The organism is Carnobacterium sp., assembly GCF_040274945.1.
Lineage (GTDB): Bacteria > Bacillota > Bacilli > Lactobacillales > Carnobacteriaceae > Carnobacterium_B.
On sequence record NZ_JBEMAR010000004.1, the window covers coordinates 157,622 to 181,001 of the forward strand.

Sequence of the window (23,380 nt, forward strand, 5' to 3'; positions counted from 1 at the left end):
AAAAAGGTGATAAAAGTGTCGGAGCAAGTGGAAATTGATTTTTATTTAGATAGTGATGAAGAAGCTTTTTTAGAATCATGGGAAAACAAATATGGACAACTTGACGGAGAACAAATAGAAAAGTTGTATCAAGCCATGGCACAAGATATTGAAGAGAAATATAAGTCAGGCGAACATAAGCTTGGAAAGAAATATGTATACCAAGATATTGTAGTAGGTTATTCAGATTATAGTGCATTTAATAACTGGTTTTTATTTAGTTCTACTAAAAAATAATAAGACAAAACAACGACAGAGTATTAATTCTGTCGTTGTTTTACTGTTTAATGGTAAACTAGTGAATAAGGATTACAGAATTACGCTAAAAAGTAATGAAGAATATAAGGGGAATCATAGATATGGTTAGTACACATATTAATAATAAACTGCTGTTACTTCCTGACTTACCAGGATGCTATTTAATGAAAAATAAAGAAAAAGAAATCATTTATATCGGAAAAGCTAAAAATTTGAAAAAAAGAGTTCGATCTTATTTTAGAGGAACGCATGAAGGGAAAACCCAATTATTGGTTGAAGAAATTGTTGATTTTGAAACCATTATTACTTCAACCGATAAAGAATGTTTGCTGCTTGAAATTACCTTAATAAAGAAACATTTGCCAAAATACAATATTAAATTAAAACAAGGGACAAGTTATCCTTATTTAAAAATTACAAATGAAAAAGACCCGCAACTCATTATTACATCTGAAGTAAAGAGAGATGGAGGTCATTATTTCGGTCCTTACCCAAATGTATATGCAGCTAGTGAGACTCAACAGTTTATCCAAAAAGTTTATCCGTTGAGAAAATGCAACGGGTATCAAAAGAGAGCTTGTTTGTACTACCATCTTGGGCAATGTATTGGTCCTTGTGATCATGAGATTCCCAAAGAAGAGTATGATGCTCAAATCGACAAAATTAGACGGTTCTTGAACGGTGATGTAAAAGAAATAAAAAAAATATTGAAAAGTAAAATGATGCAAGCAGCTGAAGAACTGGCTTTTGAACGAGCAGCTGAATACCGCAATCAAATTCAATACATTGAAACAACTGTAGAAAGACAAAATATTATTACCAATGATTTTACGACTAGAGATGTTTTCAGTTATTACATGAATAAAGGCTGGATCTCCATTCAAGTATTCTTTATTCGACAAGCGACGTTAATTAAACGGGAAGCGACTATTTTTCCTTGCTACGATACACCTCAAGAAGAATTAGCCTCTTATATTGTTCAATTTTATCAAGAAGATAATCATTTGCTTCCTAGAGAAGTATTGGTTCCAAACGGTGTAGATACGAAAATTTTATCGGAAGTATTGGAAATTCCAGTTAAAGTTCCAATCCAAGGACGTAAAAAAGATATGTTGGATCTAGCGACAAAAAATAGTGAAATATCGTTAAATGAAAAATTCCAACTAATTGAGATGGATGATCGCAAAACAGTCGGGGCGATCAAAGAATTGTCAGAAGCATTAAATTTACCTTTGGTCAGTCGCATTGAAGCCTTTGATCACTCTAACATTCAAGGAACAAACCCGGTTTCAGCTATGGTTTCCTTTTTAGATGGAAAGCCAGATAAAAGTAATTATCGAAAATATAAAATAAAAAGTGTGTCTGGTAGTAATGAATTAGCAACAACTGAAGAAGTTATTCGCAGACGCTATGCGCGACTTTTAAAAGAGGGCAAACCATTGCCCGATTTGATTTTAATGGATGGTGGAAAAATTCAAGTTAATGGAGCTATTAATATCCTTGAAAATGAACTTGGGTTATCCATTCCAGTAGCAGGTATGGTGAAAGATGATAAACATAGGACCTCTTCACTTATTTTTGGAGAGGATCTTCAAAAAGTGACGCTCAAACCAACTAGCCAAGCGTTTTACCTTGTCCAACGGATTCAAGATGAGGTCCACCGTTTTGCAATCACATTCCATCGCCAATTACGTGGAAAAAATAGTTTGTCCTCTAAATTGGATCGAATCGAAGGTGTTGGACCAAAAACACGTACAAAAGTACTAAAACATTTTAAATCGGTAAAAAATGTAAAAGAAGCCAGTGTAGAAGAAATAAATGGCCTTGGTATCCCGCTAAAAACTGCTGTGAGAATCAAAGAAGGTCTAGAATAAAAATAAAAAAAGCTGAGAAAAAGGAATCAATCCTTAGTCTCAGCTTTTTTTTATCTAATATAATGAAAGATTAAAACAATTTGTTATTATCGTTATCTAAAATAGTGACATCATCGTTTATTAATCCGGCATCACTTCTTAAAATTAAACTGTTCTTTGATTTTTTGTAATCTAAAACAACATTTTCTGACAAGTCATTTAAGCGTTCCTTTTGAACAGCTATTTTTCCAATCGTTGAATCGATGGTGTCATTCAACTCTTCACTAGGACTGGTAAGCAATTTTAGTGAGAAAGTGCCCACAATTCCACAAGCATATCCGCCAGTGATACGGTTATAATACAAAGCTAATTTTCCGGGATGTTGTGCTTGGATTGTTTTGATACGTTCTATTGCAGGTTCAGTTACTGTTAAAAACATAAAATACCTCCATTTAATCAATCTACTTTTATTTAGTAAGTAAATAAATTATAACGGAAATACAGAACAATGTCCATTATTCTGTTTAGAGAACTTAAGAAATAGACTGATTATCATCATTAATGATTAAGACATTATCATTGATCAAACCACTATCACTGCGCAAAATTAAGGCATGTTTAAAAGGATTGTAATCTAGTTTCATTTGTTCATCTAAAAAAGGAAGGCTCCACCCTTGAATAGGCAAGTTGCCTAAAGAAGAGGCTAAAATTGCATCTAAATCGGAATCGTTTTGCTGAGTAATTTTTAATAAGAAAATACCATTATTTCCACACGTACAGCCGATTCTAGATTCATAATAAAACACCAATTGTCCTGTGTGATGAGAACAGGTCTGTTTAATTTTTTGTTGAGCGAGTTCGGTTACGTCCAAAAACATGTCAGATCAACTCCTTTATTTCTTTACATTTAGGATAGCTTGAACCATTAAATTTGTCTAGCAAAAGTCATATCTTCTTTCATATGACCAACATATTTAAGAATAAAATAGTTGTAATTTTACAAAGAAAGAGGTATATTATTCGTCGTGGACATTTAAAGTCCACAATTAAACTGCAGAGAATAGAAAGAAGGGAAACAATGAAGTTAACAAAAGGTTTGGAACAAGCAATCTGTATATTAGCCATGCTTTCTACTCAAGATAATTATATTCCAATTACTTCGCATGTATTAAATAGCCGTTTAAAAGGAACATCTCATTCTTATATCAGAAAAATTATCCGAAAGTTAGTTGTTAGCGGATTAGCAACATCAATTCCTGGAAGTAATGGCGGTTTTATATTAGCTAAAAAGCCTGAAAAAATAAACTTATTAGAAATTGTTGAAGCATTAGAAGGTAAGATTGTTACTTATCCAAACTCAGGAATGATTAACCAGGTTTTCTCAGATATAGGCGAGCCAGCTAGTAATGGAGAAAAAACTTTAGTAACGACTTTTGAAGAGGCAGATAAACAATACACAAGTTTTCTAAAACGACAGACGTTAGATCAGCTTATTTGGTCATCAATAGGAAAAAGTGAAATGCCTGCTATTGACTGGAATGAAAAATAAAAGTGGTTATATTGAAAGGGATGTACAAGTAAAATGGACATGTTAAAAACGGAATGGAAGAAATTAGTCTCTAATAAAATGTTGCTGATTTCTTGTATGGTTATGTTATTTATACCTATTATGTATGCTGGATTCTTTTTAAAATCTAACTGGGATCCATACGGAAATACAGATAAATTATCTGTGGCTGTAGTTAATTTAGATCACTCTGTTGACTATCAAGGAACACAACTTGATATCGGATCGGATGTTGTGGATAAGCTCAAGAAGAATGATGCATTGGATTGGCATTTTGTGTCTCAAGAAGAAGCGCAAAAGGGCTTAGAAAATCGTGAGTATTATATGGTAATGACATTACCAACAGATTTTTCAACAGATGCTGCTACATTGATGGAGACGAATCCAGAAAAAATGACAATTGATTATGAAACAAATGGGTCATTAAATTATATTGGAGAAGTTATTAGTAAATCTGCTGCAAAAGATGTTAAAGCAGAAGTATCTACTAATGTAACAAAAGCTTATACCGAAGCAATTTTCGAACAATTAGGCACAATTGGAACAGGTTTTTCAGAAGCGGCTGATGGGGCTGAAGAAATTGATGAGGGAACTGGGAAATTAGCCGATGGAAGCCAAGAATTAACAAATAATCTAGAAAAGCTGTCTTCAAGTACGTTAACATTTGAAGAAGGGACACAAACGCTGGAAGTTGGGTTAAAAGAATATACAGCTGGAATGGCTCAAGTAAACAATGGAGCAGACCAACTGAACAATGGAATCAATCAACTATCTTCAAAAGTAAAACCATTAGAAAATGGCGGATCCCTTTTAAAAAATGGTTCAACAGACCTCACAAATGGACTGAAAACTTATACTGCTGGCGTTTCACAACTTGCTGATGGAACAAAAGTCTTGAACGATAATTCTTCGGCCTTACAAGCAGGTACAGTTGAAGTCAGTAATGGTGTTGATCAAGTTAAATCGGGTAGCGATCAATTGTCAATTGGTTTGAACCAACTTTCCTCAGAATTAGATAAAAGTTTATCAAATGAAAATACTGAGCAGCTGCAATTTTTAATGGAAAACTTGTCTTCAATGAACGAAGGGATTCAACAGTTAGATGCTGTTCTTAATGGACAAGCGGAGGGTACTGACTTTAGTGGCATTCAAACGAATTTACAACAATCTGGCGTAAGCTTAAATGAAGTTGCTCAAGATATCGAAAAAACAGGAGAGGATTTAACTAAAGTAACGGCTGAAGTTGATGCACTTGAAGGAACAATTCAAGCAGACAATGAAGCTATCATTTCAGCATTACAGGATACAACTGCATTTAATAGTTTACCTTCTGAACAACAAAATGAATTGCTAAATGCAGTAGATACATCAACCAATCAAAAAGAAACGGAAATAACCGCAATCAAAGATCAAATAGATGTTGCAAGTAAAGATATAACTAATACAGCAGTAGATGCAAATGAAACGGGTACTTCGTTAACCAGTTTGCAGACAGAATTAGCTGCCGTTAGTGGGCTTACGGACCAATTAACTGAACTAAAAACGCAAGTAGATACATTAGCTCAAAGTTCAAACCAACTATTGCCAGCAACAAATCAAGCAATGAATGAGTTGATAACAGGTTTAACAGGTATTCAATCAGCCTTGGAACGACAAGGAACTAACTCAAATAAAGGAATCATTCAAGGGATGACTGAATTGAATCAAGGTTTATCAGCCATTCAGGGTGGTTTGTCAGGAGAAAAGGGTCTAGTAGACGGAGTAACAAACTATACAAATGGAGTGAACTCCTTACAGACTGGAGCAGACGAACTAAATGCAAATTCAACAGCATTAAATACGGGCTCTGAAAAATTAAGCAATGGTATAGAACAATTAACCTCTCAATTGCCAAATCTTATTGCAGGAATCGATCAGTTGAACAATGGGTCAAGTCAATTAGCTCAGGGAACGTCTCTTTTGAACGAAAATTCGGCTAGTTTAACTAATGGTGCAACAAGCTTAGCAGCTGGCTCGACACAGCTTAGAGAAGGTTCGCAAGCACTAAGCGATGGGTCTCAAACATTAGGCAACGGAATCAACTCGCTAAAAGATGGAACGAGTCAATTATCAACTAGTTTATTGGAAGGTTCCACAAAAGTTAATGAAGTAGATGCAACGGATAAAACAACAGATATGTTTGCAAATCCAATCGAATTAAAACAAGAAAAATATAGTGAAGTACCAAATTATGGTGCAGCATTAGCACCATATATTATGTCAATGGCCTTGTACATTGGAGCAGTTGTCTTTACTACAATATATCCTGTACGTAAGAGAGCACTTGAAGGGAAATCTGGTTTTGAGTGGTGGCTAAGCAAAGTTTCTGTAGCTATACTTGTAGCAACTTTGATGGCTGTATTGGAATGTGGCATCTTATTAATGATCGGATTAGATGTTTTATTTATAGGGAAATTCTTCTTATTAGCCGTACTAACTTCCTTAGCCTTTATGTCTATTGTGTTAACTTTAGTGGTAGCACTAGATAATGTTGGGCGCTTTTTAGCAATGGTATTACTCGTCTTGCAATTAGGCGGTTCTGGTGGAACGTTCCCTATTCCATTGACGAATGGGTTCTTCCAGTCTATTCACTTATTATTGCCAATGACCTATTCCGTTTATGGGTTTAGGCAAGCAATCAGCAACGGTTTAGGAAATAACATATATTGGCATGCTAATTTTGTGATGATTGGAATTATTATTCTTTTCAATGGTTTATTGATTGTAACAATGCATATCTTACAAAAAAAGAACCAAAAAAATGAAGAAAATGAATTAGATGAAACAATTAAAGCTTAAAAAAAAGATCTGCCACACGAGGATTTACTCGTAAGGCAGATCTTTTTTTTAAACTAAAACTTTCTCTAAAAAGTTCTTTGTTCGTTCATGTTGAGGATGGTTAAAGAGTTGCTCAGGTTTGCCTTCTTCAACGATGTACCCGCCATCCATGAAAATCACGCGATCGGCTACTTCTTTAGCGAAGCCCATTTCATGAGTCACGACTAGCATAGTCATACCTTGATCAGCCAATTTTTGCATGACTTCCAACACATCGCCAACCATTTCTGGGTCAAGAGCGCTTGTGGGTTCGTCAAACAGCATAATATCTGGATTCATTGCTAATGCACGAGCAATAGCGACACGTTGCTTTTGTCCACCAGATAATGATTTAGGGTAATCATTTGCTTTTTCAGAAAGACCGACTGTTTCCAATAATTCCAATGCACGTTTTTTAATGGCTTCAGTAGAATCCTTTTTGAGTTCTTTAGGTGCTAATGTAATATTTTCTATAACGGTTAGATGAGGGAACAAGTTAAACTGTTGAAAAACCATTCCAATATTTTCCCTTACTTTATTAATGTCTTGTTTTGGATCAGTGAGATCGAAGTCATCAATAATGACCTTTCCACCAGTAATATCTTCCAAAGCATTCATACAGCGTAAAAACGTACTTTTACCAGAGCCTGAAGGGCCAATGATGCAAACCACTTCTCCTTCTTGAACTTCAACGTTTAAGTCTTTTAAAACTTCTAAGCTTCCAAAGTTTTTCTTTAAATGTTCCACTTTTACTTTAGTCATTTGATGTTCTCCTTTCAATATAGTTTGAAAACTTCGTTAGGATCGTGATGATGATAATGTACATCAGTCCAACAATCAACCACATATCTCCAGAAGAGTAGGTACGGGCAATAATAATTTTTCCGGTTTGAGTCAATTCAACGATACCGATAACGGATAGAATTGAAGTATCTTTAAGAGTGATCACAAATTGATTAATAAAAGATGGAATCATTATTTTAACAGCCTGTGGCAAGACAACTTTACGCATAGACGTATTATAAGTAAGTCCTAAACTTCTTGAAGCTTCCAATTGACCCGTATCTACCGCTTGGATACCACCACGAACCAATTCAGCAATATATGCTGTGGTATTTAAGCTCAGCGTGATTATACCAGCAATATAAGCAGGTATTTGAATACTTAAAAATTGTGGAATTGAGAAGTAAATGAAAAATGCTAATACAATCAAAGGTATACCACGTAGAATATCTACGTAAATCGTTGCTATCCAGTTCAATACTTTATTAGGTGAAGCGTTAAATAATCCTAAAATAACACCAAAAACGGTCGCAATAGCGAAAGAAATAATAGTTAATAATAATGTTCTACCTAGTCCTTTTAATAATTCGCCGCCATTTTGTTGAATCAAACCAAAGAACCCAAGATTAGCTGATTCAGTTTTGGTAGATGTATCACCTAGGTAAGTGTCTAATATTTCATCATAAGTTCCATTAGCGCGTATATTAATTAACCCATTATTGAACATTTCCAATAACTCAGCATTTTGATCTTTATTTACGGCAAAGCCATAATTGTCTCCAGGTTCAGCTTCAGTTGGTATTTGTAAACCTAATCCTGACTGAATAGCATAAGCCATTACAGGGTAGTCTTCAAAAGCAGCGTCCGAATTTCCTGTTAAAACATCTTCATACATATTTGCAGAATCTTCAAAAGTATTTAATTCAAAACCAAATTCTTCTTGAATTGATTCAGCAAAAGCAGCACCCGTAGTCCCAACTTTAACAGCTACTGTTTTTCCTTCTAAGTCTTCATAAGAAGTAATTTCATCATTTGTTTCAGAAACAGCCATAACAACGCCGCTCTCAAAATACGGTTCAGAGAAATCAAAAGATTCTTGACGTTCAGGAGTAATGCTCATTCCAGCAATCATACCATCTATTTGATTTGATTCTAAAGCCTGTAGTGCAGCACTAAATCCCAAAGGTCGTAATTCATAATTGAAGCCTTGATCTTTGGCAATAGCATCTAATAAATCCACATCAATTCCTTTGTATTCCCCATCAGCATCTTTGTATTCAAATGGAGCAAAGGTAACATCCGTTCCAATAATATAAGTTTTGTTTGTTTCTTGAGCAGAAGCTGTACCAGGCAATAGTATAGTGAAAATGACTGTCAGTAGTAAAGCTGTCATAAGTGTAAAAAGTGATCGTTTTCGTAAATTCATCAATAAACCTCCTTGTCTAAGTTATTATTCTAATTTATGTTTAACTCGATTGCAACAATAATGTAATATTCTTGTGTGATGTTTTCTTACATGAAGATGTTTATACGGATAGATTAAATAGTTGAATAGGTATCTCACATTCGCTATGATAGAAATAAAAATTACTCTAAAGAAAGTTGGTAGGAAAATGATTCGAAAAGCTGAACTTTCAGATATAGACCAATTATTAGAATGGGTATGGATAATTTTAGAAGATATGGAGCTGCCATTGCTAACAGAAATAGATTCTAGTAGCTTAAAAAACATGATGAAAGAAGCTATGGAAAATAAAAATTACCGTTATAGTTACAGTCGGGCATTTATCTGTGTCCGTAATGGGAAAAGAGCGGGAGTATGTTTTGGTTATAAAGGCGAGTTGGAAGCCGTGATTGATGACCCATTAAATGAAAAATTAAAAGAATACGGGATAGTGGAACCACTATTTGAAGATGTTGAAACAATTAAGGGAGAGTGGTACTTAGATTCTCTAGTGACGGATGAGAACTTTAGAGGGCAAGGTGTAGCAACAGAATTGATAGAAGCATTGCCTGCTATTGCAATGGCAGAAGATGAAAACGTTATTGGATTGAATTGCGATCAACAAAATAAAAAGGCACAGCAACTTTACCTTAAAATAGGCTTTAAAACGGTTTGGGAATGTATGTTAGCCAATCATTTGTATGATCATATGCAATGGAAGGTGAATAAAAAAAGCAGTGATCTGTAAAAAATAAATCAGATCAATGCTTTATTCGTAGGTTAAAAAGATTGTAGAGCTCGGCTAACTTTTTTTGGAGCTGGTTTAGGCAAACGTGTTAAAGTGAGATTATCAACAATCAAAGCAATACACAAACAAATGGGTGCATGCTGGGCTTCTGGGACAGACAACCTGTAATAGTCTCCAAAGGATGTATAAGCTTTATCCAGTTCCATAATAAGTCGATCCTCGCAGTGTACAAAATAATGATGATTATAAAAGTCTCCAGTTACAACCCAATTTAATGGATTAACTTTAAAATAAACCATCTTTAAAGTACGATGTTTTGCTACCGAACCTATTTTTTTGTTTTGCATATAAATATCAAATTTAGGAAATAAGGATAGTACAGTTTGTTTGAATTCTACAAGCAAAGTTCCATCCATAGCATATAAAGATATACTGTCGCCGACTCTGCCCCACTTACCTGAAATCAGGTACATGTCTTTTCCTTGTTCATTTTTTACGAGGATTTTTTCTTGTTTTGAAACGTATTCTTGTTTCATATACAGAAGTACCATAATGAACACTCCTCTAAAGATAAATTAAGCGGATACATATTTGACTTAATTATACCAAAGAAAGTAGTGAAACGGAATATATAAATATAATAAGAAAACCCACCGTAAAAAACGGTGGGTTCTTTTTATTCAGCTGACTTAATGACTTGACTTAACTCGTGCAGAGCTTTAACAACGTCATCAAGTTTGGTTTCCATACGCTGAAGTAGAAAAAAGGCGATAAAGATAGGAAAACCAACATTACCGACCATTTCTATTACAGCGGAAAACCATTGTGTACTTGCATCCATATTAGTCTCTCCCTTCATTCAGTAGGTAGGCGAAGCAAATATAAGCCTATTACTAATAACGAAAAAAGAAAGCAAACTGTTACATTTCAATTACATCCTTGAAAGTCTGGGAAAATCATCTTTATTCTACGTTTTCCATGATACTTGGGGCTTTAGCTGATTCCAAGTTATCGTTTAAAGCCAATGTAATGGCATGTGCTACACCATTGCTGTTATTACTAGTTGTGCGGTATTTCGCATATGTTTTAACTTCTTCTTCAGCATTTTCCATAGCAAAACTATAACCAGCCACTTTCAACATAGAGACATCATTAAAGTTATCCCCAAGAGTCATGATATTTTCAAGTGGGATATTTAATTTTTTTGCAGCTTCTTCAAGAGCAATCCCTTTTTGTGCGTTAATGTTATTGATTTCAATATTATTAACAAAAGAAGCTGTAACAGCAAGATTTCCAGATTTTTCAAGGTCCTCAGTAAGTGGGCCAAGTACTTTGCGGCCTTCATCACTAAATGCAATGACTTTTAAAATTTCAATGGAATCATCATGCACAAGTTGTTCGTAATCTTCAACATAATTGATGTTCATAATTTCTAAACGGGCAGCTGCTAAAACAACAGCCATTTTGTAAGTCGTATCCGGGTTAGTTTCGTATAATAAAGAAGCCACAGATTCAATACGTTTAGCTTTATTGTCTGAATAAATTCCATTTGATGTCGTCATCTCACAATAAAGATTTCTTTTCTTTATTTCAGCAACGATTTCATGAACAGTTTTCTTATCAATTCCAATATTTTGGATTACTTTACCTTCTTCATTATATACTTGAGCTCCATTTAAAGTGATGAATGAACAGTTAATGCCCACTTCTTCAAGCAACGGATGAGCTTCAGTAAAGCCACGTCCTGTTGCAACCATAAAATGAATTCCTTGTTTCATAGCCGCCTTAATAGCAGTGGCGTTTGTTTCAGAAACTTTCATTTTTTCATTTAATAATGTTCCATCCATATCAGATACAATAAGCTCTATCATTTTTGGTTCCTCCCAAGATTCATTTGTCTTAATAAGTCTACCATTAATAGAGAGAAAATAAACGCATAATGCCCTTTTCTTCTTAAATTTATCAAAAAGAAACATGAAATTAATAAACAAAAAATAATGAACAGATGAAGAGTAGAGTTGTGTGAAGCGACTAATTCTTGTAGGATAGAAGTAAAGTAAAAAGAAGAAACTTTTTTAAAAGAGATAAAGGAGGATTCGTGGTGAGCGTACCTGTAAAGAATGATTGGCTGCCAATTTTGCAAGAACAAACAAACACACCATCTTACCATTTACTAAAAGAATTTCTTGTACAAGAATATCAAGAAACAATCGTTTATCCAGAGATGCATCACATTTGGCAAGCTTTTGAATGGACACCTTATAATGAAGTGAAAGTAGTTATTTTAGGACAAGATCCTTATCACGGGCCAAATCAAGCTCATGGATTAAGTTTTTCTGTGTTGCCAACTGTGAAAATTCCCCCTTCACTAGTTAATATCTATAAAGAACTAGAAAGTGATTTAGGAATTGCGCCTGTAAGGCATGGTTATTTAGAATCATGGGCTAAACAAGGTGTTTTATTGCTAAATACTGTGTTAACCGTGCGTAAAGGACAAGCTCATTCACATAAAGGAAAAGGATGGGAAACACTAACCGATGCTGTCATAAAGAAATTAAGCGACCGAGATCAGCCAATAGTATTTATTCTATGGGGCAATCCTTCGATAAAAAAGAGAACATTGATTGATGAATCAAAGCATGTTGTGTTAACCTCAGTTCATCCAAGTCCTTTATCCGCTTACCGTGGTTTTTTCGGATCGAAACCATTTTCTAAAGCAAATGAGGTATTGATCAAATTCGGTGAAGAGCCGATAAACTGGCAGTTGCCTGAATCGGTTCAATAAGGAATACTTATAGGTTTTGGGCTCAAAAGACTGTCATTTTCATGAATATAAGAGTATGATAGGAATGTATATATAATCACAAATAGTGGAGGTTGTTAGTGTGGAACTAATTGAAAGTTTATCAGCAAAAATTAAAGGGAAAAAAGTACGTATTGTATTTCCAGAAGGATCTGAACCTCGTATTCTTGGTGCTGTAGTTCGTTTAGCATCTGAAGATTTAATTCAACCCGTATTAATTGGAAATCCTGAAGTTGTAAAAGAAGCTGCAAAAAATCGTGGTTTTAATGTAGAAAATATTGAAATTGTTGATCCAGCTAATTATGATAAATTAGATGAAATGGTTGCTTCTTTCGTAGAACGCCGTAAAGGAAAAGTTACCGAAGAAAAAGCTATTCAACTATTAAAAGATGAAAATTACTTTGGTACAATGTTAACATACATGGGGCTAGTTGATGGTTTAGTAAGTGGAGCAATCCACTCAACTGGGGACACTGTTCGCCCTGCATTACAAATCATTAAAACGAAACCAGGCGTTAGCCGTACAAGTGGCGCATTTATCATGATGCGTGGACGTGGACAAGAAAAATACTTGTTCTCAGATTGCGCAATCAACGTAAATCCAAATGCTCAAGAATTAGCGGAAATCGCTGTTGAAAGTGCTAAAACAGCAGAAATGTTTGGGATTGAACCAAAAGTTGCAATGCTAAGCTTTTCAACAAAAGGATCAGCTGTTGCTGAAGAAGCCACTAAAGTAGCAGAAGCAACTAAGATTGCTCAAGAACTTGCTCCTCAATACGACATCGATGGTGAAATGCAATTTGATGCTGCATTCGTAGCTTCTGTTGCTGAACAAAAAGCTCCAGACTCAAAAGTTGCTGGACAAGCAAGCGTATTTGTTTTCCCAGAACTACAATCAGGAAATATTGGCTACAAAATTGCACAACGTTTTGGTAATTTCGAAGCTATTGGACCAATTCTGCAAGGGTTAAATAAACCAATTTCAGATTTATCCCGTGGTTGTAACGAAGAAGACGTCTACAAATTAGCAATCATTACTGCTAACCAAACCTTAATGGGTTAATTAAATTCAGAAGCTGACTCAATCGAGTCAGCTTTTTTTGTTTTATCATTTTTAATGGTTTTTAATAAAGGGAGAATAGTTGCTCAATTGGATGCTTTCTCATTATAATTAAATAAGAACAATCAGCAGCATGAGGAGGAAATTATATGAAAATCGGAATTATCGGTGCAACAGGTAAATCAGGTTCAAAAATTTCAGCAGAGGCCTTGATTAGAGGGCATGAAGTCATTCCTTTAGTTCGAAACGCTTCTAAGCTTACAGAAAGTAAAGATAGCCGTTATATTGAAAAAGATTTATATGACTTAGATTTTGATGATATAAAAGAGTTAGATGTAGTGGTTGATGCATTTAATGCCCCACTTGGTAAAGAAGAACTGCATCAAACAAGTCTAGCTTATATTGTATCCTTACTCCAAGGGCATGATAAACCCCGCCTAATCGTTGTTGGTGGAGCAGGTAGTTTATATGTCGATGATACAAATACAACACGTTTGATGGACACTGCAACTTTTCCTGAGGAAGCAAAACCTACAGCACTTAATATGGCAAAAGCGTTTGAGCTTTTAAGTCAAACAGAAGATATCAACTGGACCTATCTAAGTCCATCTGCTTTTTTTAACCCTGAAGGTAAGAGAACTGGAAACTATCAATTGGGACAAGACATATTGTTAACGAATAGTGAGGATGAAAGTGAAGTAAGTTACGCTGATTTTGCTCTGGCACTCGTTGATGAGATTGAAAATCAAGAATTTAGTAATCAACGGATAACGGTATGTAGTGAATAAATGAACTAAATAAAAAATCAATCAAACAGATAGCTGTTTGATTGATTTTTTATTTAGCTTTTTTTCTATACTTGAATTACAATAAAAGGTAAGTAGAAACAGATAGAGGAGAATAACATGAAACGACTAAAAGCACATAATGAAGAAGAAACGAAAGCAGTAGCTGCTGAGTTAGCAAAATTCCTTGAACCAGGAGATGTTATTCTTTTAGAAGGAAATTTGGGAGCAGGTAAAACAACATTTACAAAAGGTTTAGCCGAAGGTCTTGGAATCAACAAAGTGATTAAAAGCCCAACCTATACGATTATTAGAGAATATTTGGAGGGGAGACTTCCTTTATATCATATGGATGTCTATCGACTAGAAGAAACAGGTGGAATGGATTTAGGATTAGAAGAATATTTTGAAGGAGACGGTGTTTCCATTATTGAATGGGCAACATTTATTCCAGAAGATTTACCTCAAGAATACTTGCAAATCAAACTTGTGCCTGTTGGAGAAGACTTAACGGAACGTGAGCTGACTTTTGATCCTGTTGGAAAAAGATATGAAGAATTGCTTCATTCATTTGACGAGGGTCAGAGTGATAGCAAATGAGAGATACGATAAACATTCGAGAAGCTATCCCTAGCGATGCTGAGAAAGTACTGAAACACTTGCAGAGAATTGCGATTGAGACAGGATTTATGACAATGGGAGCCGAGGGTCCAAGTAAAAGTATAGAAGCGGAATATAAAGAAATTGAAGCCATTCTAGAATCTGATGTAACAGTTTTATTAGTCGCTTTAGATAAAGAAGAAGTCATAGGAATAGCTGAAATTCATGGAAATGATAAACCTAAATTAAATCATATTGGAGACATCAGTATTTCAATTGCAAAAGAGTATTGGGGTTTACGATTAGGAACAACAATGATGGAGAAATTGATTGAATGGGCAAAGGGTCCATCAAGTAATTTAAAACGATTAGAACTAACCGTTCAAGCTCGCAATGAACGAGCACGCCGTCTTTATGAAAAAATGGGTTTTGAACTTGAAGCTATCATGCCAAGAGGGGTTAAAGATAATGGCGTTTATTTGGATGTTTGTCTGATGAGTATGATGATTGGAGAAATTTAAAAAAGCTGTGCAAAAGATTACTTTTGCACAGCTTTTTTTTAGATCAATACTTTCTCTAAAAAGTCTTTTGTCCGTTCATGTTGGGGATTACCAAAAACATCTTCTGGAGTTCCTTCTTCAACAATGTATCCGCCATCCATGAAAATCACGCGATCGGCTACTTCTTTAGCGAAGCCCATTTCATGAGTCACGACTAGCATAGTCATACCTTGCTCAGCCAGTTTTTGCATGACTTCCAACACATCGCCAACCATTTCTGGATCAAGAGCACTTGTGGGTTCATCAAAAAGCATAAGGTCGGGGTTCATTGCTAAGGCGCGTGCAATCGCGACACGTTGCTTTTGTCCACCAGATAATGATTTAGGGTAATCGTTCGCTTTTTCAGAAAGCCCAACGGTTTCCAACAGTTCCAATGCACGTTTTTTAATGTCTTCTGTGGAACCTTTTTTGAGTTCTTTAGGTGCTAATGTAATATTTTCTAAAACCGTTAAATGAGGGAACAAGTTAAATTGTTGAAAAACCATTCCAACATTTTCGCGTACTTTATTAATGTCTTGCTTTGGATCAGTGAGATCGAAGTCATCAATAATAACTTTTCCACCCGTAATTTCTTCCAAAGCATTCATACAGCGGAGAAACGTACTTTTACCAGACCCTGAAGGGCCAATGATACAAACAACTTCTCCTTCTTGGACTTCAACATTTAAGTCTTTTAAAACTTCTAAACTTCCAAAGTTTTTCTTTAAATGTTCCACTTTTACTTTAGTCATTTGACATTTTCCTTTCCAATACGTTTGATAACTTGGTTAAAATAGTAATTAAAATAATGTACATAATTCCAATAATCAACCACATATTTCCAGAAGAGTAGGTGCGGGCAATAATAATTTTTCCGGTTTGAGTCAATTCAACGATACCGATAACCGATAGAATAGAAGTATCTTTAAGGGTAATGACAAATTGATTAATAAAAGATGGAATCATTATTTTGATCGCTTGTGGTAAGATGATTTTTCGCATTGACGTTTGATAAGGTAAACCAAGACTTCTTGCTGCTTCTAATTGTCCTACAGCAACAGCTTGAATACCTCCACGAACCAATTCAGAAATGTAAGCCGTTGTGTTAAGACTTAAGGTAATGACACCTGCCACATAAGCGGATAATTGGATATTTAAAAATTGAGGAATCGAAAAGTAAACGAAAAAGGCTAGAACAATTAAAGGAATTCCTCGCATAATCGTTACATAAATAGAAGAAATGCCAATCAACAGTTTATTTGAAGTAGCGCTAAATAATCCTAAAATAACTCCAGCAACTAGTGCAATAGCAAAGGAGATAAGAGTCAATACTAATGTACGTCCAAGACCGGTCAATAATTCTTTGTAATTGTTTTGAATCAAGGCCAAGAAACCATTACTACTTGCAACAGCTTCTGAATCTTCACCAGTATATTTAGTTGTGATTTCTTCATGAATGCCATTTTCCTTGATATTTGCTAATCCAGCATTAAATTTTTCTAGTAATTCTGGGTTTTGATCTTTGTTAACGGCAAATCCGTAGACATCGCCAGCTTCTGGATCAAGGGGGAATTGAAGTTGGAGACCTTGTTGAACAGCATAAGCCATAACCGGATAATCATCGAAGACGGCATCCGAATGACCGGTAACTACATCTTCGTACATTGTAGCCGAGTCTTCAAACTGGTTAACATTAATATTAAACTCTTTTTTTAATTCCGCTACAAAGGCTGCTCCGGTTGTTCCTACTTTGACAGCGACCGTTTTCCCATCTAAATCTTCATATGAAGTGATATCTTCATTATCTTTTGCTACAGCCATAACGGTCCCAGCTTCGAAGTATGGGTCAGAAAAATCAAATGACTCTTTACGCTCATCTGTGATGCTCATAGCAGCAATCATTCCGTCAACTTGGTTACTTTCCAAAGCTTGTAATCCTGCGCTGAAAGCCAATGGCCGTAATTCATACGCGAATCCTTGGTCTTGTGCAATAGCATCTAAAATTTCTACATCAATGCCGACATATTCCCCATCTGCATTTTTAAATTCAAATGGAGCATAGGTGACATCAGTGGTAATCATGTATGGATCACTTTCTGTTCCTTTTTCTGCTGAAACTGAAAGGGGTGTTGCTAAATTTATGAATAAACCTAGCATAAGTATAAAGACAGCTCCTAAAAACTGTTTTTGTTTTTTAATCATGTAAATTCCTCCAAAGTATTTTTGCTATCATTTCAAAATATAGCTAGTATACTAAAAATACGGGAATCGTTTGAGCATTTCAACTAATAGCACTCGATAGAAATACAAAAAAAACGACTTATTTTTTTAATAAGTCGTTTTTTTATTGCTATAAAATGTCAAAAAAAAGGGATTAACTCTAATCAAAATTAGACATGCTTAACAAGTTTTTTTAAAGGATCTGTTCCAAAATGATCTTCTAAATACAGAAGAATAGCTGCACAAGCATTGCTGTCTTCGAGTGCATTATGATGGTTGTCTAATCGGATTCCTAAATGGTCACAAACCGTGTTTAATTTATGATTAGGAATTTCTGTGATCAATTTCCGACTCGATTGGACCGTACAAAGTGTTTGAAAGTGAGGTTGTTGCAATTGATAATAATCAAGACAACCTTGTAAAACACCACGATCAAATGGAAGATTGTGAGCAACAATCAGTTTATTTTCTTTGAAGAAAGGTTTTATCTTTTCCCAAACTTCTGGAAAAGATGGAGCAGTTTGAACATCTTCTTTGGTAATGCCATGAATTTGAACATTACGCCAAAAAAATTCAGTTTCAGGTTTAATGAGAGAGTAATAATGATCAACGATTTGACTATTTCGTACAACTGTCAGTGCAATTGAACAAGCACTGTGGCGTTGATGGCTAGCTGTTTCAAAATCCAATGCAACAAAGTTCATGTTTTTTCCTCCTCGAACAAGCATTCGGTTAATAGTATAAAGGATTTAAATGAAATTTGCTAGTGATAAATTTCAACAAAAAAGAAGAAAATCTCTCGTTGCTGATTTATCAGCAGACAAAAGATTTTCTTCTTTATTCAGTTAGTTGTCTTAAGCTTCTTTTTTATGAGGGAGAAATTTAGCTAATTCCATTAGAATAACGGCAACTAAAGCTAAACCTGCAGCAATTCCCCATTGTTCCCATCCAAAATTATCTGGAATATTAAAGATTGAACGAACACCTGGAAGAACTGTCACACCATATAAAACAGAACAGAATAAAACAGCATATATAGCATACATATTAGAGAAGAAACCTGCTCCAATAGAGGTTTGTGTATTTGAACGTGCAGGGAAAGTTTGTAAAGTACGAGCCAAGATAAGTGTAGTAAAGGCCATAGCAATACTCATTTCATTTGAATAACCTAATCCGACATATTGTGAGATGACAACAGCAATACCGATAAGCACACCACGATAAAGAACAGATCTTAAAGTATCACCTGCGAAGATGCCTTCGTTTGGATCTCTAGGTTTACGTTCCATAACATTTGGTTCGCCTTTTTCCATTCCTAAGGCAATAGCAGGAATAGAGTCATTAACTAAGTTGATGAACAATAATTGTAAAGCAGTGAATGGGTTAACCCAGTTCATTAGTAACGCAACAATGATTGCGATAATAGCACCAAGGTTACCAGCAAATAGGTAAGCAACTGCTTTTTTGATGTTATCAAATACATTACGACCAACTTCAACGGCACTAATGATTGAAACAAAGTTATCATCCGTCAATACCATTGCAGCTGCATCTTTAGCTACGTCTGTTCCGCTACCCATTGCGATTCCGATATCTGCTTGTTTCAGTGCAGGTGCATCATTTACACCATCACCAGTCATAGCAGAGATCTTGTCTTTATTTTGCCAAGCGCGAACGATTCTGATTTTGTTTTCTGGAGAAACACGAGCATAAACTGAAATTTTTTCTAGTTTAGCATTTAACTCGTCTTCACTTAGAGCGTCTAATTCTTGACCAGTCAAAGCGATGTCGTCTGGTTCTGAGATTCCGATATCACGAGCAATTGCACGTGCAGTTGTTTTGTGGTCACCCGTAATCATAACTGTTTTGATACCAGCTTTTTTAGCTTGTTCTACAGCGCCATAAACAGCTTCACGAGGTGGATCGATCATAGCAACTAAACCAACTAGAATCAAATCGTTTTCGTCTTCAAAAGTAATAGTTTCTCCTTCTGAAACAGGTTTATAAGCAAAAGCCAATACGCGCAAAGCACGATCAGAAAAGATTTCATTTTGATCAGCTAAAGATTTCAGGTTGTCATCTGTTAAAGGAACAACTTTTCCATCAATCAAGATTTTTGAACTGCGGTTAAAGACTACATCGGGGCCACCTTTTGTTAACATAAGGTTTTCGCCGTCAATGACATGAACAGTAGACATTAGCTTACGATCTGAATCAAAAGGCAACTCAGCTAATCTAGGGTAAGCATTACGTAATTCATGGTAAGGTTTGTTCACTTTATTACTGAAAGCGATCATAGCAACTTCAGTTGGGTCACCAAGTTCTTGACCTTGGTCATTGATGTTAGAATCATTTGCTAATACAGCAATTTGCATTAAACGAGCTTCATCAGTAGTCCATGTATCAGGAGCAGAATTGAAGTCGCCTGTTTGTCCATTTGGTAAAAAGTAATCAACGATTGTCATTTTATTTTGTGTTAATGTACCTGTTTTGTCTGTACAAATAACACTTGTTGAACCTAATGTTTCAACAGCTGGAAGCTTACGAATAATCGCATGTTTCTTAGCCATTTTGTTTGTTCCAGTAGAAAGAACGATAGTAACGATAGATTGTAATGCTTCAGGAATGGCAGCAACGGCTACTGCAACTGCGAACATAAATGCATTCAACAATTCAGTGTTTACATCTGTTGCTCCACCAAAGAAGATACGAGCGGCTTGGATAGCAAAGATAAGAATGGAAAGAATAAGAATACCAAATCCTAGTTTTTTACTAAAGTCGTCTAATTTTCTTTGCAATGGTGTTTGTTTAGCTACTGCGTTGTCTATTAAGCTAGCAACTTGACCGATTTCAGTATTATTACCTGTACCTGTAACAACTACAAGACCACGACCATAGGTAACTAATGTTCCACTATGAACCATGTTTGAACGATCTCCAACAGGTACTTCTTTTTCAACAATCTCAATATTTTTGTCTGCCGGAACAGATTCACCAGTTAGCATTCCTTCATTGATTTGAAGTGATCCTGCTTCTAGTAAACGTCCATCCGCTGGAACATAATCCCCAGCATCTAAGATAACAATATCTCCTACAACAAGTTCTTTTGCCGGAATGGTTACTTTAACACCATTACGGATTACTTTCGATTCAGGAGCAGAGAGACTGGACAACGCATCAAGTGAACTTTCAGCTTTTTTAGTTTGAATAACACTGATAACAGAGTTGATCATTAGAACAGCAAAAATGATCAATGATTCAACTACTGAACCTAAAGCCATTTGGATAACGGCTACTATTAATAGCACGATAACCATTGCGTCTTTAAAAGTTGCTAAAAATAATTTAAGAACGGAATCTTTAGCTTTTTGCTTCAATTCATTTAAGCCATCGCGTTCCTGACGTGTTTTGACTTCGGCATCCTGCAAGCCTTTTGGTGAAGTCTGTAATTCTGATAATATTGTTTCTTGGTCTTTTTGATAATTTTCCAAGTGATACACCCTTTCGTAAAAAAAATTAGACGGTTTACTAACAGACAATCAGAGTTGTCTGTAAAAACGGTTGTTAATAAGAACTAATAAAAATAATTTCGTTATAGTACCAGTATAGTACAGTTGCCAAAAATAGTAGCATATTCACTATCATCAAACAAGTTTTATGTTGATTGGCAATGATCTTGTAAAAAACTAGTCGAATCATTAGCTAAGCTTGTTTTTGTACGCTCAATATCCTCCTTTAATTGATGGTTAGTAAAATCGATAAAAAAAGAGACTTATGCAGGATTGTCCTTATAGAGAACAATGTGCATAAGTCTCACTATTTAAGACAACACCAGAAGATCGTTGCAAATCTACTTGTTGGTGACGTTGCCACAGCTGTTGCTGCCAGTTACTCCCTTATGAAAAACTATCGATTTCATCTTAATTAGTATATAGTTTATAAAAAAAATTTGCAACAAAAAAATTCTCTTAGATGATGGTATTTGGTTTTGCATAAAAATTGCTTATCTATTTTCTTTTAGAATTAATTCTACAGGACAATGATCTGAACCAACTATATCGTCTAGAATCCGTGCCTCTTGCAACTGATCTTGTAGGCGATTAGAGACACAGAAATAATCAATGCGCCAGCCGGCATTCGTCTTACGGGCATTAAATCGATAATTCCACCATGTATAAGCCCCTTCCAAATCAGGATAGAAGTAGCGAAAAGTATCAATAAATCCAGCATCTAATAAAGCCGAAAATTTCATGCGTTCTTCTTTGCTAAAACCCGCACTTAATTGATTCGTTTTCCAGTTTTTTAAATCGATATTCTCGTGAGCAACATTTAGATCCCCGCAGAGAATAACTGGTTTTTCGGAATCTAATGTTTTTAAGTACAGTTGGAAATCTTCTTCCCATTGCATACGGTATTCTAAGCGTTTCAGTTCGCTTTTAGAATTAGGCGTATAACAAGTAACCACATAGTAATCAGGATAGCTTAATGTGATTACTCGTCCTTCTTGATCGTGTTCGGGTTTTCCAATGCCATAAGCCACAGCTAATGGTTTATGTTTGGTAAAGATAGCTGTTCCAGAATACCCCTTTTTTTCTGCATAATTCCAATAATCATAGTAACCTGGAAGTTCTAGATCTATTTGTCCTTCTTGAAGCTTAGTTTCTTGTAAACAAAAGAAATCAGCATCTAATTCATTGAAAATTTCCATAAATCCTTTTTTTACAATGGCTCTTAAACCATTGACATTCCATGAGATAAATTTCATCAATAGATTCCTCCTAATGTAACATCGTATCTTTATTGTACAAAAGATAACTAAATAGTAAACTATAGCGCATTTTAAAAAGAGTAATCTTGTATATAATATGATAGGATAAGTAGTGAAAAAAGAAAATAAGAGAGAAGGTAAGGAAATGAAAATTGGAATCATTGGATTAGGAAATATTTCTCAAAAAGCATATTTACCAGTAATGATGGCAATGGATAAGGATATAGAATGGCATTTATTTACACGTGATCAAGAAAAGTTAGCCAAACTTGGTAAAAAATACCGGATATCAAATTTATATCCTTCAATAGATGAGTTATTGAGCAGCGGTATTGAAGCTGTGTTTATACATACGGCCACTCATACCCATGAAGCCCTTATCAGAGAATGTATCGAAAAAGGCATCCATGTTTATGTGGATAAACCAATCAGCGAAAATCTTGAAGAAGTAAAAGCGTTAATGGGATTGGCAAAAGAAAAAAAGACGTTATTGATTACAGGTTTTAATCGCCGATTCGCGCCGATGATTCAAAAAGTTAAAGAAGTTTCCAATAAAAATATGATTTTAGTTCAAAAAACAAAGCCAAACAGTTTAGGCAGTGTGAAATATGCGATTTATGATTTGTTTATTCATGTAGTTGACACCGCTTTATTTTTATTGGATGAACCCGTTACACAAACACACTTTAGCATTAAAGAAGAAAATGGCGAATTGAAAACATGTGTTTTACATCTTACTACAGAACATTCCGAGTGTATTGCAACAATGAATTATGTCTCTGGTGCTAATTTCGAATCCGTAGAAGTTCAGTCGCCAACTGGAACACATCGAGTAGTTAACTTAACAGATTATGAAATTGAAACTGCTGAATATAAGCAAATTGTACCCTTTGGTGATTGGGATCAAACTCTTGAAAAAAGAGGTTTTGCTCCGCTGATTCGTGCAACGATAGCAGGTATTGAAAATCAAGTCAATCCAGTGAGTATGGAATCTTCTCTTGAAAGTCATCGCATTTGTCAATTAATTGTAGAGGGTTATGAATAATAAATCGTATGA

General features: G+C 35.1%; 23 protein-coding genes. 11 read left to right on the forward strand and 12 right to left on the reverse strand.

Going from position 1 to position 23,380, the window contains the following annotated elements:
• Nucleotides 1-15: 15 nt before the first annotated feature.
• Nucleotides 16-276, forward strand: coding sequence for a hypothetical protein (locus tag ABS916_RS05910; RefSeq protein WP_350451010.1), 261 nt, complete (start codon nt 16-18; stop codon nt 274-276).
• Nucleotides 277-398: 122 nt separating this feature from the next.
• A complete protein-coding gene (gene uvrC, locus ABS916_RS05915) occupies nt 399-2,171 on the forward strand; it encodes an excinuclease ABC subunit UvrC (protein ID WP_350451011.1) in 1,773 nt (590 codons plus the stop codon).
• A 70-nt stretch (nt 2,172-2,241) separates the two neighbouring features.
• Here the strand turns inward: uvrC and ABS916_RS05920 are convergent, their stop codons facing one another.
• Together ABS916_RS05920 and ABS916_RS05925 are read right to left on the reverse strand one after the other, a co-directional pair.
• A complete protein-coding gene (locus tag ABS916_RS05920) occupies nt 2,242-2,589 on the reverse strand; it encodes an iron-sulfur cluster biosynthesis family protein (RefSeq protein ID WP_350451012.1) in 348 nt (115 codons plus the stop codon).
• A 94-nt stretch (nt 2,590-2,683) separates the two neighbouring features.
• Nucleotides 2,684-3,028 carry an iron-sulfur cluster biosynthesis family protein gene (locus ABS916_RS05925; protein ID WP_350451013.1) on the reverse strand — a complete coding sequence of 115 codons (345 nt, stop codon included), beginning with the start codon at nt 3,026-3,028 and terminating at the stop codon, nt 2,684-2,686.
• 200 nt (nt 3,029-3,228) lie between these two features.
• Here ABS916_RS05925 and ABS916_RS05930 point away from each other — a divergent pair, with 200 nt between their 5' ends.
• Both ABS916_RS05930 and ABS916_RS05935 read left to right on the forward strand, forming a co-directional pair.
• Nucleotides 3,229-3,699: an Rrf2 family transcriptional regulator gene (locus tag ABS916_RS05930; protein ID WP_350451014.1), complete on the forward strand. Its 471-nt coding sequence runs from the start codon at nt 3,229-3,231 to the stop codon at nt 3,697-3,699.
• Between the two features lie 33 nt (nt 3,700-3,732).
• On the forward strand, nt 3,733-6,555 hold the full coding sequence (locus tag ABS916_RS05935; RefSeq protein WP_350451015.1) for a YhgE/Pip family protein: 2,823 nt from the start codon (nt 3,733-3,735) through the stop codon (nt 6,553-6,555).
• Between the two features lie 48 nt (nt 6,556-6,603).
• Here the strand turns inward: ABS916_RS05935 and ABS916_RS05940 are convergent, their stop codons facing one another.
• Complete coding sequence (locus ABS916_RS05940; protein ID WP_350451016.1) at nt 6,604-7,335, reverse strand: amino acid ABC transporter ATP-binding protein; 732 nt, start codon at nt 7,333-7,335, stop codon at nt 6,604-6,606.
• Nucleotides 7,328-8,782, reverse strand: a complete 1,455-nt coding sequence (locus ABS916_RS05945; RefSeq protein ID WP_350451017.1) for an amino acid ABC transporter substrate-binding protein/permease — start codon at nt 8,780-8,782, stop codon at nt 7,328-7,330. The genes ABS916_RS05940 and ABS916_RS05945 overlap by 8 nt, the downstream gene beginning before the upstream one ends.
• Nucleotides 8,783-8,927: 145 nt before the next feature.
• On the opposite strand from ABS916_RS05945, the gene ABS916_RS05950 reads away from it, so the two are divergent.
• The gene (locus tag ABS916_RS05950) at nt 8,928-9,548 is read left to right on the forward strand and encodes a GNAT family N-acetyltransferase (protein WP_350451018.1); all 621 of its coding nucleotides are present in this window, start codon (nt 8,928-8,930) and stop codon (nt 9,546-9,548) included.
• Between the two features lie 32 nt (nt 9,549-9,580).
• On the opposite strand, the gene ABS916_RS05955 is transcribed toward ABS916_RS05950, so the two are convergent.
• The 3 genes from ABS916_RS05955 to ABS916_RS05965 form a co-directional block, all read right to left on the reverse strand.
• Nucleotides 9,581-10,099 (reverse strand): LURP-one-related/scramblase family protein, encoded by a 519-nt coding sequence (locus ABS916_RS05955; RefSeq protein WP_350451019.1) that lies wholly within the window; start codon nt 10,097-10,099, stop codon nt 9,581-9,583.
• 125 nt (nt 10,100-10,224) lie between these two features.
• Entirely contained in the window at nt 10,225-10,389 is a 165-nt protein-coding gene (locus ABS916_RS05960; protein ID WP_238526686.1) for a YvrJ family protein, read from the reverse strand.
• A 121-nt stretch (nt 10,390-10,510) separates the two neighbouring features.
• The gene (locus tag ABS916_RS05965; protein ID WP_350451020.1) at nt 10,511-11,419 is read right to left on the reverse strand and encodes a Cof-type HAD-IIB family hydrolase; all 909 of its coding nucleotides are present in this window, start codon (nt 11,417-11,419) and stop codon (nt 10,511-10,513) included.
• Between the two features lie 230 nt (nt 11,420-11,649).
• Between ABS916_RS05965 and ABS916_RS05970 the strand changes: the two genes are divergently transcribed.
• The 5 genes from ABS916_RS05970 to ABS916_RS05990 all read left to right on the forward strand — a co-directional run bounded on the left by ABS916_RS05970 (nt 11,650) and on the right by ABS916_RS05990 (nt 15,317).
• Complete coding sequence (locus ABS916_RS05970) at nt 11,650-12,333, forward strand: uracil-DNA glycosylase (RefSeq protein WP_350451021.1); 684 nt, start codon at nt 11,650-11,652, stop codon at nt 12,331-12,333.
• Nucleotides 12,334-12,433: 100 nt separating this feature from the next.
• On the forward strand, nt 12,434-13,414 hold the full coding sequence (pta, locus tag ABS916_RS05975) for a phosphate acetyltransferase (protein WP_350451022.1): 981 nt from the start codon (nt 12,434-12,436) through the stop codon (nt 13,412-13,414).
• Nucleotides 13,415-13,560: 146 nt separating this feature from the next.
• Nucleotides 13,561-14,199 (forward strand): NAD(P)-dependent oxidoreductase, encoded by a 639-nt coding sequence (locus ABS916_RS05980; protein ID WP_350451023.1) that lies wholly within the window; start codon nt 13,561-13,563, stop codon nt 14,197-14,199.
• Nucleotides 14,200-14,316: 117 nt separating this feature from the next.
• The gene (gene tsaE, locus ABS916_RS05985; RefSeq protein ID WP_350451024.1) at nt 14,317-14,796 is read left to right on the forward strand and encodes a tRNA (adenosine(37)-N6)-threonylcarbamoyltransferase complex ATPase subunit type 1 TsaE; all 480 of its coding nucleotides are present in this window, start codon (nt 14,317-14,319) and stop codon (nt 14,794-14,796) included.
• On the forward strand, nt 14,793-15,317 hold the full coding sequence (locus ABS916_RS05990) for a GNAT family N-acetyltransferase (protein ID WP_350451025.1): 525 nt from the start codon (nt 14,793-14,795) through the stop codon (nt 15,315-15,317). The genes tsaE and ABS916_RS05990 overlap by 4 nt, the downstream gene beginning before the upstream one ends.
• 38 nt (nt 15,318-15,355) lie before the next feature.
• Here ABS916_RS05990 and ABS916_RS05995 read toward each other — a convergent pair whose 3' ends face one another.
• From ABS916_RS05995 to ABS916_RS06015, 5 genes are all read right to left on the reverse strand, one after another.
• On the reverse strand, nt 15,356-16,087 hold the full coding sequence (locus ABS916_RS05995; RefSeq protein ID WP_350451026.1) for an amino acid ABC transporter ATP-binding protein: 732 nt from the start codon (nt 16,085-16,087) through the stop codon (nt 15,356-15,358).
• Complete coding sequence (locus tag ABS916_RS06000) at nt 16,080-17,537, reverse strand: amino acid ABC transporter substrate-binding protein/permease (protein WP_350451027.1); 1,458 nt, start codon at nt 17,535-17,537, stop codon at nt 16,080-16,082. Before ABS916_RS06000 ends, ABS916_RS05995 begins: the two co-directional genes overlap by 8 nt.
• Before the next feature lie 188 nt (nt 17,538-17,725).
• Nucleotides 17,726-18,283, reverse strand: coding sequence for a 3'-5' exonuclease (locus tag ABS916_RS06005; RefSeq protein ID WP_350451028.1), 558 nt, complete (start codon nt 18,281-18,283; stop codon nt 17,726-17,728).
• A 126-nt stretch (nt 18,284-18,409) separates the two neighbouring features.
• Nucleotides 18,410-21,046: a cation-translocating P-type ATPase gene (locus ABS916_RS06010; RefSeq protein ID WP_350451029.1), complete on the reverse strand. Its 2,637-nt coding sequence runs from the start codon at nt 21,044-21,046 to the stop codon at nt 18,410-18,412.
• A gap of 512 nt (nt 21,047-21,558) precedes the next feature.
• Nucleotides 21,559-22,320 carry an exodeoxyribonuclease III gene (locus tag ABS916_RS06015; RefSeq protein WP_035020127.1) on the reverse strand — a complete coding sequence of 254 codons (762 nt, stop codon included), beginning with the start codon at nt 22,318-22,320 and terminating at the stop codon, nt 21,559-21,561.
• A 115-nt stretch (nt 22,321-22,435) separates the two neighbouring features.
• On the opposite strand from ABS916_RS06015, the gene ABS916_RS06020 reads away from it, so the two are divergent.
• On the forward strand, nt 22,436-23,368 hold the full coding sequence (locus ABS916_RS06020) for a Gfo/Idh/MocA family protein (protein ID WP_350451030.1): 933 nt from the start codon (nt 22,436-22,438) through the stop codon (nt 23,366-23,368).
• Nucleotides 23,369-23,380 lie beyond the last annotated feature (12 nt).